Raw genomic sequence first — 9,721 nt, 5'->3', positions numbered from 1 at the left:
GTTTTTTTATAATAACTTATTGCAATTGTTCCTTCACCTGCATGAACAGCAAATGAAATTGGTAATGGATACAGTTTGAAATCCATTTCAGGGAATGATTGTTTAATATCTGAAATCCATTCCTCAGCTCCATCTTTATCGTTAGCATAGAACATATGAAGTACTTTTGGTAATTCTTTTTCAAGCTCATTTTTAATGTATTCTCTACATTTTTGTATTTTACGCACTTTCTTTTCAAGTAAAAGTTCTCCGCCTTTTACTTCTAAGATTAAGTTGACACTTAATAAACTTCCAAGTAAAAATTGAACTCCCTTTACACGACCACTTGCATATAAACCTTTTAAGCTCTTTGGAAATACATAATAAGGTCTTCTTTTTTCATCTACTAATGTTTTGTGTATATCTTGTAAAGTCATACCATCATTGTATAACGTTTTAGCTTTTCTCATAAGTTCATCCATTGGATAACTTGTCGTTTCACTATCTAATACAGTTAAAGGGAAACCTGCCATATCAGCAGCTAGCTTCATATTTTGATAGGTCCCACTTACTTTTCCGCTAATAGCAATTGCAAAGCCTTCTTCATATTCTTCTTTGCATTTCGTAAATAACTCTACCATTTCTCCTATGTTAGGTTGTGAAGTAGTAACCGTTCTTCCGTCATTTAACGCTTCATAAAGACGTTCATGAACTCCCTCTTCGCAATCTTTATACGACACTCCATCGATAATAACTTCAATTGGGATAACAAAGTTATCTCCTTCTGTTGTAAAACTCGCAGTTGTACTATCAGTAATCCAAGCAACACGCTTCATGTTGTTCCTCCCTTATTCAATTCCTCTTTTCTGACTTTTCTATATATTTATCTTATGAAAAGAGAATATCCCCTGTAATAGTAACAGGACTTTAATATTTTGGCTATAGTAGATATATGATAAATGTGAATATTGTTTGTCTATTTCACAAATAAAAAGAAAATCAGGATATTTCCCCGATTTCCCCCTAATAATACATTATTTAAAAGTTTCATTATCTAAAATTACAACATAATCATTCGTCAATCGGCCAGCTTCTTTCGTATAATTAACAAGTCTTTGTATGTTATCACAGCAAATTTTTGCTCCCCATACAAGTAACGGTACTCCGATAAAGTCAATGTGGAACCTTCTAGAAAACAGACCACCGAAAGTCATTGGTAAAGGCACTGTTGGTGATGTATTAGAAAAAATAATCTTTTCATGACTTTGATAATGTTTTTGCAGAATCTCTCCTAAATGTTTCATCGCAGGTACAACAACTTTTGATGCGCCGCATCCAATCGTATAAACAGGATTACCATTTTCGTCTATTCCATGAAAAATAATTTTCCCCATATCTTCTGTTTTTAATTTATTGAAGTAATCTACATTCAAAATTTCTTCTTTCGTTAGCTTACGATCAGTTGGTAATTTATTCAAATGATACGCTGCAGCTAGTGATGTTGTATGTGTTCCGCCGAAATCTGTGTAAATGAATATCATAGTATCATCCCTTGTTGTAAAAGTTCAATGTTATTTAGTATTACCGTTCACAGTATTGATAAACAAGGGATGAATATTTTTATTACTTTTTGTGTTAATTCATTATATTTTTTCCAAATATAATAACGTCTACTAATCACGGTACCTAATGTAATACATAAAAAAGCATTCGTTACAACCATTAATGTGGAATGCGTACTGCCAGAAAACATACTTTGCTTAATCACGATTTTTGCACCTAAAATAACAAGGAGAATAATTGTACTTAACCAATTTCCTTTTCGTAATACATGACCTGTTTCACTATCTAACCGAAATGTTAAAGATTTCCCCCTAATAATCCCCAGGGCCAATCCAATTCCAAGCATTGCAACGAAGAGAAGTCCTTGCAATAAAGTTACTTGTTCCATGTGAACAATGGACTGAACTGTTACATAGCACAATAAAGCTGGAACGAGCCAAATACGATTAATTTTCACTTTACGTTCTTTACCTTGCATTAAAACTATAATAAGAATAACAACGATAATATCCAATTAAATTCCCCCTATTTACACGTTTCCCTTTAAAAATTATATTCTCCTTTCTTTATTCCATACTTGAAATGCAATAGCCACTTTTAATTGTAAAATATGGAATGTAATCTTCCATCAGTCTTAAGCATTATTTATAAAAGTAAAAAGACGTACTTTTTACTCGTACGTCTTTTAATACCTTTATTCAAAACAAGTATATCCATCAACTCGTTTAAACTTTTAGTTATCAATAGATTCTACACCTTTAGAATTAGCCTTATCTAATACTTGAATGTTAAATTTAGCAGCTAGTTTTAAAGCCATTTTATAAATAATAAATCCAAGAATAGAACCTAGAACGTTACAGGTTACATCATCAATATCAGTAATGCGACCCCATCCACTAAATAACGACTCAATTAATTGTAATAATTCAATACAAACTGATATAACAAAACCTAATAAAATTATATTTTTGCTCTTTTTACATGTATCCCATATTATTGGTGCTAAAAATCCTAAAGGCATTAATAATAAAATATTCCCGCCTACATTTCTTACGATTAAACTAGTCATAAATAGGACATCACCATCATAAGCACTCCCTATTTTACCAATATCTTTAATAATTGATGTAAAGGGGATAATATTGACTGAACGACTAAGATTTTCAATACTAGAAGGAAAACCAATTGGTAAAGGGAATAAAGTTACTGCAACAACCATACAAATGTATACCACAAATAGAAAACTAATTAATTCTTTCCACCAATTTACATGCTTTTTATTTTTCATCCCAATTAAAATACTTCGTACAATCAAATAACAGATAACTCCCAAAACAATAAACACGCTACCGCTGATCATATGCAAACTGCTAACACATCCCTTCAGATCAATATCAAAACTACATATCATTATTTTTATATATAACCATACAAATTGCAACTTAAATATCCAACTGAAAAATTTACGTGCGTATAATTTGTTTTTTATCTGTATAGAATTACAGTCCATTAAAGAAAACCTTCATTTTGTAAATTAAACGAAGGTTTTTAATTTATCGCTTATCACACATTAACTAAAATATTTTTCAAAGCAGATACAATCATGAACCCGTTTAAACTTTTGCCTTATCTCTTCTTTATTTTCACCTGTGTAATGAGCGAATGTTTGAACCGGATATAACTGTTTTATATTACTATTTATTACACCTTTTATTTCGTCTGTATGATCGGAATAAACGTGTAAATATGAATCTACGTTTACAAAATCATTTTTTTCATACCATCCATGTACCCATAGATCGTCCCTAGTCCATGCTTCCAGGCGATTTAGGTTAAGTTCTTTCGCTAACTTTTCTGCTTCATGTAATAGTTGATCACCAATTTTCATCCTACGGAAATCCGGATGAACTGCAATATGCCAAATCATACCGCCAAGACCAGTCCCTCTTGAACAAACAGTACGTTCTTCTAATTCGTATTCGATATCTATTAAACCCACAATTTGATTTCCATATACAGCTACTAATTCAATAGCAGGATTTTCATATTTTTCTTTCTCTCTAAATACGTTATCATAATATGCTGTATCTAAAAAAGATAACGCACGGCAACGTACCCAGCCTATTTCGTCTTCTTTTTTATATGCTCTAATTTTTATATCCATGTAATTAAAAAGCTCCTTCTATTTCTACCATGAATTTTTCAGGTCCTGCCCCTTTATTTGATGGAATAACTAATGAAATTCCTAAGTCTGGGTATACAGCCGAACGAAAACTGACGCCTGGGTCATAGCCCATTACATGGTATTTAAAAATGGTATTCTGTTTTTTCTCAATCCATATTCCATAACCGTAAGACTGGTTATTATTCACCGAAATATGAGGAGTTAAAAGTAAATTTGTAAATTGGTGGCTTAATATTTCATTGCTAAATAGAGCCTTCCAAAATTTCAACATGTCTGGTGCGGTAACGTAGGCACCGCCATCAGCACCTCCCTTAATAGGTATAGAGTATGAATTTGTTCTCCATTTTTGACTATTTACATCCTTTATATATCCGAGAGCTGTATGTTTTGGTAAATTATCTAAAGAGAAATAGCCTGAATCATTCATGCCAACTGGAACAAATACATTCCTTTCTATATATTCCGTAAATTCAAATCCTGTCTGTTGTTCTATAATTAATCCGAGTATGATAAACCCTGCATTGTTGTAATGAAACTTACTTCCTGGGGCAAACATCATATTGCTATTTTGGAATAATGGCAAAAAGTCTCTTAAACCTTTTAATAGATACATCGGCGTTTTTTTCCAAAGATCCTCGAAATTATCCATAATACTTTCATCAAAATAATCCGGAATACCAGAGCTATGCGTTAAAAGTTGATGTATTGTAATGTCTTTATCGAAGTTTGGAAATTCAATACTTAAACAATCTGTTAACTTTGTATGAAAAGAAAGTAAACCTTTCTCAACGAGTTGACATATGCCGATTGCAGTAAATATTTTACATCCTGAAGCAATTCCGAATCTTGTTTGTAGTGTATTGGTTATACCTTCACTTCGGTTAGCATATCCAAACGAATTTTCGTAGATAATGTCATTTTCTCTTTTTATTAAGATTGCCCCGGAAAACTCTAATTCTTGGTGTAATTCTTTGACAATTTTCGCAACCACATCATTTGTATTGATCATGACAACCACCCTTATCATTCAATAATGTTCTTCCACCTAATTATTTTTCAATATATAGATGGAAGAACCCTCTTCTTACGTGCCATTAATTGTAAAAAAGAAAATTATTTCGAATCTATTGATTCAGTTGAATATACCTTGGACCTTGAAGGTAATAAGGTAAACGCACACAATATAATAGTAATAAGTAGCATTACCAATACTCCTACAATGACTACAAGTTGTATAGAAATGAATTGAGTTGCAACGCCGAACAGAATCGTTATAAAAATGGTTATTGCCGCAATAACAAGCCCATATATACTTCCGATCCGTCCCATCATATGAACAGGAACATTATTTTGATAAAATGTGTAAAATCCTGTATTTGCATATGCCATAGAGAAAGATAAAATAAAGAATCCGATAGCAGCCATTAAAAACTCATTTGAAAAGGCATAAATCAAATATCCGATTGCAATGAATAATGATCCTATTCCAATTAGAAATGAAGGTGCTAATTTTTTTGATAAAATTGTATTTGTTATGGCTCCTAAAATAAAACCCGCTCCAGCGATACTAACTAAAAAGCCATACTCACTTTCTGTTAACAATAAAATTTCTTTCGCAAATGATAGTTCAAGTGAATCATTTGCGGTAGCTAATACCATCATCCCTTGGAATAAGAAGTAAACACATACTATATACACAGATTTTTTGCTAAAACTTAAAACTATGTTCCAATCTTTTTTTAGTAAGGCTAGAGACAATTTATCACTTGATGTATTAGAATCGTATTCTTTATCAAGATTAGGTAAAAGTAATGTAATGAACCCCGATAACAGAAATGCTATAGCATTCATATATATTGCAAAATTTGGTGTACTCGCTATTAACAATATTCCCGCTACCGCTGGACCAATTAAAGATGCACCAGACCCTATTAAACTACGTAGTGAGTTGAAACGTTGTCTTTGCTCTACTGGAATTAATTTCGTCATATATGTCATAGCAGTTGGTTCATAAATCGCACTGGACATGCTTATAAAAAATACTAAGAGGTAGACAATCCAAAGGGATGGAACTAAGGGTAAAATAGCAATAAATACTGCACGATATATATCGAGGTGAATCATTAACTTTCGTTTATTTAAACGATCAATCATACTTCCTGACCAAGCGTTTGTAAATAACGTGGCTAATGGCTTTATCACATATAAAGTAGCAACAGCTAAGGCTGAGCCGCCTATATTATAGACAAGTACATTAAGTGCTATTAGGTAAATCCATGCACCTAAATTTGCAATACCTACTCCGGACAGTAGTAATAAAGGATATTTCCAATCTTCAAGTATTTTTTTCACTTTAGGCACCCGCTTTCTAAATTGTTTTAAAACAATAAAAAAATCCCACCCCCAAGACTTTTTAGTCTTAGGGACGAGATTTATCATCGCGGTGCCACCCTAGTTTGTTAATATGTCACCATATTAACCTTGTAAGGTACTGCATGTATTAATTATACCTTAGCCCTATAACGGGAGCTCCCGTCACACCACCCCCATGTAAAAGGTTCCGATGTGCTGCTCAGAGGTTTGGTTCAATAAAGAATTTTTACTCCTTTTCAGCTAAATGGAGTTCTCTGTGAAAAATTCATTTTATTTACTCTTCTCTTCACTGCATTTGATTTTTTCCATATTATCACATATTTATCTAACTGTAAATAACGAATAATCAGATATTTAAAGTCGCGCTATCGTTAATAGTCTTATTTATTATTTTTTCTGAAAATTACGGTGCGTGAAATTACTTAAAAATCTAAAAAAAGCCTATTATATATAGGCCCTTCAAAATGTCCGAATTAATTCGTATTTGCCTCTGCTAACGGTTGTAGTGGCGGTTCTAATTCTAATTCTAAAGTATCACCTTCTTGTAAATCTTGTCCTTTTTCAATACTTTGATTTGTTACATAGCCCGTCCCTGAAGTTTTTAAATCTAATTTCAATAGTTTAGAGAAATACATAACATCACGCATTGACCACCCTTTTAAATTTGGCATTTTTGCGTTAGTCCCCAATAGAAATATACGATCGCCTTCACTCATTACCTCGCCAGACTGCGGATATTGTTTTATTAGCTTTCCTTCTCCTAATATTACTGGCTGAAGTTTTTCTTTTTCTGCACTTTTTTCTACTGTAACCATCGATTGATTTTCATAATTTTGTACTTTTAATTGGGATTGTTTCGTTGCATCAGTCATTTGTTTTTCTGTATATGGTTTCACTTTTAAATATTCTAGACTATTTTTCATAACTGGTTTGAAAATTTCAGCAAGAGGCTGGGCACCGTATTCATTTCCTTTTAATTTAGGTTGCTTAATGGCTAAATATACGACTAATTGTGGATCATCAATTGGAGCCATTCCTAAGAATGAAAAAATATAATTTTCTTTTCCTTCCATATATCGTCCATTTTCAGGATTGGGGATTTGCGCTGTTCCTGTTTTACCGCCAATTGAATAACCATCAATTTTATACATCGTTCCCGTTCCTTTTGATGAAGTTATTACTCGCTCCATTAAGCCTCTTACCTTTTCTGAGGTTTCTTTTTTTATCGGATTCCCAATTTCTTTAGGTTGATTTTCCATAATAACTTGTTTATTTGTTGGATTTACAACCTTATCAACAATATATGGTTGCATCATTTTTCCGTCATTTGCTATAGCTGTGGCTGCTTGTACTATTTGAATAGGAGTTACAGTAGAGCCTTGGCCGAAAGAAGTAGTAACTTGTTGGATTTGAGTATTTAACAATAATGTATTTTTACTTTCTCCAGGCAAATCTATACCTGTTTTTTGATTGAAACCAAATTTATTCATATATTGCTTGAATTTATTTGGTTTCAGTAATTGGTCTTCTAAAATAGAAAAGGCGACGTTCGATGACCTTTCAAACCCTTCATCAAATGTAATTGAGCCCCATCCATATCCACCATTATGATCTTTGATTTCTGCTGAACCAACTGCGTATTTTCCTGATTGGAAATATTCTTTGCCATTATATACACCTTCATTAATTGCGGCAGCTAATGTGAATACTTTCATTGTAGATCCTGGTTCGTATGCATTCGCAATTGGATCATTTAAAAAATATTCAATGTCTCCTTTGTTAGGATTATAACTAGGCTTACTAGACATTGCTAAAATTTGCCCGGTTTTTGGATCCGCTATAATACCTATTAACATAGAAGGTTCATAGTGTTGTTGCGTTTTATTCATTGCTTCTTCTAAAAAACTATCAATTTGTTTATCTAATGTGAGATATACGTTGTTCCCATTTTTAGCGGGTTCTACTTTTCCTATGTCATTTGTAAGTGGGATTCCTTTTCGTGAACCTACATATGAAACATTACCATTTGTAGAGCGCAAATATTTATCTAAACTTTTTTCGAGCCCAAATTTCCCCTCCGCATTACCTTTATCGTCTGGTCTTGCAAAACCAAGTATATACGAGGCGAAATCTTCATTTGGATATACTCTGGCTTTTTCTGTTGTGAAAGATACACCTGGTATTTTCAAATTATTAATTTCTTCCTTCGTTTCTCTAGACAAGTTACGTCCAATTTTACCAATTTCAACTTGTGTACGTCCTTCATGAAAATTTTTCATGATCTCTTCTTTATCAACCTCAAGCGCATCTGCTAAACGTTGTGCAGTATCTTCTTTATCTTTTAATTTATCTGCTCCTTTTAAATTTACAACGATGCGATATGTTGTTGAGTCTTGGACTAATACTTTACCGTTTTGATCATAAATCGTCCCGCGATTTGCCTCCAAAACTCCATTTTTGTTTTGTTGATCATTTGCAAGATCCTTTACATTAACATTATGTACGACTCCTACTGCTTGAATATAAAATATACGTAAAAGCATAGTAAGAAACAAAACAATAAAAGCAATCATCATATATCGAGCGCCTTTATTCGTTTGAAGTTTATGCATATTTATCTCCTTTCTTTTCCAATGTATTAATGCAAAGATGTGTTTTTAAATATGTTCTTTATTATATTAGATACTATATTTTTCGAAGTTTTTTTAGTAATTCCTCTATAACAATAAGAAAACTAGCTGTATTGTTATCTGTTTTTTCGTATTTTATATTTTTAATATAAAATACGGTAAGTGAAATTTAAGAATTTTCAAATAAAAAGAACCTACTTTTTGTAGGTTCTTACGATTAAGCTATATGATTATATTTCGCTAAAAAAGGAACTCGTTTTGCTACTAGTGCATACATTTTGAAAATAAATTTTGCTAACGGCTCAAATATACGTGTACTTTGCATTACTAAACCGCTTGTAATAAATGTTAAGAACGCAGCACCAAGTATATCTAGAGGATAATGAACACCTACGTACATGCGTGATACACCAACTAATATTGCCCAGATAAGCGCGATATATTTAAGTTTTTCTCCTCTTAGAATAAATACGAAAGCAATCGAAAATACAAGTACAGAATGATCACTTACAAATGATGAATCTGCTGCATGCGGTACTAATTGATTTACATGATGTGTTATAAAAGGACGCGGATGGTAATATACCGCATGTATAAAAACATTTACTAATAATGCAATACTAACTGAAAGTGTCGTATATAACACTGTATATTGTTTTCTAATTGCATTCTCTTTCTTTCCATTATTGAACCATAGGATAAGCATGAATAGAATAGCTACATATGGAACACTATTTGTAATAGCGATCATTAGCGTATCTAATAGCTTGGATGATCCAGCAAAGTTATTAATCCATTGAAATACTGTGTAATTCATATTACTCTCTCCTTATTATTTCTCATTGTACTTTAAATAAAGATACAAGTGTTCTTGATTTACACAGTATACAACATCAATATGAAAATGGGCTTAAACTTTTCTCATCTAATTCTCATTTTATTACTATTCATTTGACAATCGTGTAACTATTTACAAGATCGTAAAGTTGTA

Annotated in this window: 9 protein-coding genes and 1 other annotated feature; all 9 genes read right to left on the bottom strand. The window is 32.2% G+C overall.

Annotated elements, in window-relative coordinates; genetic code table 11:
* On the bottom strand, positions 1–815 hold an 815-nt coding region (locus tag CDB3_RS11025; protein WP_142263483.1), incomplete at its 3' end, for a DegV family protein.
* A gap of 198 nt (positions 816–1,013) precedes the next feature.
* On the bottom strand, positions 1,014–1,520 hold the full coding sequence (locus CDB3_RS11020; RefSeq protein ID WP_097829299.1) for a DUF3189 family protein: 507 nt from the start codon (positions 1,518–1,520) through the stop codon (positions 1,014–1,016).
* A 47-nt stretch (positions 1,521–1,567) separates the two neighbouring features.
* A complete protein-coding gene (locus tag CDB3_RS11015) occupies positions 1,568–2,056 on the bottom strand; it encodes a CcdC protein domain-containing protein (protein WP_128854511.1) in 489 nt (162 codons plus the stop codon).
* Positions 2,057–2,275: 219 nt separating this feature from the next.
* Complete coding sequence (locus tag CDB3_RS11010) at positions 2,276–2,902, bottom strand: VanZ family protein (RefSeq protein WP_372708533.1); 627 nt, start codon at positions 2,900–2,902, stop codon at positions 2,276–2,278.
* A gap of 210 nt (positions 2,903–3,112) precedes the next feature.
* Positions 3,113–3,706 carry a GNAT family N-acetyltransferase gene (locus CDB3_RS11005; RefSeq protein WP_128854510.1) on the bottom strand — a complete coding sequence of 198 codons (594 nt, stop codon included), beginning with the start codon at positions 3,704–3,706 and terminating at the stop codon, positions 3,113–3,115.
* A 4-nt stretch (positions 3,707–3,710) separates the two neighbouring features.
* Positions 3,711–4,736, bottom strand: a complete 1,026-nt coding sequence (locus CDB3_RS11000; RefSeq protein WP_128854509.1) for a serine hydrolase domain-containing protein — start codon at positions 4,734–4,736, stop codon at positions 3,711–3,713.
* 104 nt (positions 4,737–4,840) lie between these two features.
* Positions 4,841–6,079 (bottom strand): MFS transporter, encoded by a 1,239-nt coding sequence (locus tag CDB3_RS10995; protein WP_128854508.1) that lies wholly within the window; start codon positions 6,077–6,079, stop codon positions 4,841–4,843.
* 66 nt (positions 6,080–6,145) lie between these two features.
* Positions 6,146–6,399 (bottom strand) — a binding site (T-box leader).
* Positions 6,400–6,573: 174 nt separating this feature from the next.
* Positions 6,574–8,712: a penicillin-binding protein gene (locus CDB3_RS10990; RefSeq protein ID WP_128854507.1), complete on the bottom strand. Its 2,139-nt coding sequence runs from the start codon at positions 8,710–8,712 to the stop codon at positions 6,574–6,576.
* A gap of 235 nt (positions 8,713–8,947) precedes the next feature.
* Positions 8,948–9,547, bottom strand: coding sequence for an undecaprenyl-diphosphatase (locus tag CDB3_RS10985; protein ID WP_128854506.1), 600 nt, complete (start codon positions 9,545–9,547; stop codon positions 8,948–8,950).
* Between the last annotated feature and the right edge of the window lie 174 nt (positions 9,548–9,721).

This window comes from Bacillus sp. CDB3, assembly GCF_002081505.1.
Classification (GTDB): Bacteria; Bacillota; Bacilli; order Bacillales; family Bacillaceae_G; genus Bacillus_A; species Bacillus_A cereus_AT.
The sequence above is the reverse complement of the archived record's forward strand: the minus strand, read 5'-3'. Positions and strand labels throughout refer to the sequence as shown.

Bases quoted from the DNA above. Each gene is read 5' to 3' on its own strand.
- CDB3_RS10990 (WP_128854507.1), bottom strand. From the start codon at position 8,712: ATGCATAAACTTCAAACGAATAAAGGCGCTCGATATATGATGATTGCT.
- CDB3_RS11020 (WP_097829299.1), bottom strand. From the start codon at position 1,520: ATGATATTCATTTACACAGATTTCGGCGGAACACATACAACATCACTA.
- CDB3_RS11005 (WP_128854510.1), bottom strand. From the start codon at position 3,706: ATGGATATAAAAATTAGAGCATATAAAAAAGAAGACGAAATAGGCTGG.
- CDB3_RS11000 (WP_128854509.1), bottom strand. From the start codon at position 4,736: ATGATCAATACAAATGATGTGGTTGCGAAAATTGTCAAAGAATTACAC.
- CDB3_RS10985 (WP_128854506.1), bottom strand. From the start codon at position 9,547: ATGAATTACACAGTATTTCAATGGATTAATAACTTTGCTGGATCATCC.
- CDB3_RS11010 (WP_372708533.1), bottom strand. From the start codon at position 2,902: ATGATCAGCGGTAGCGTGTTTATTGTTTTGGGAGTTATCTGTTATTTG.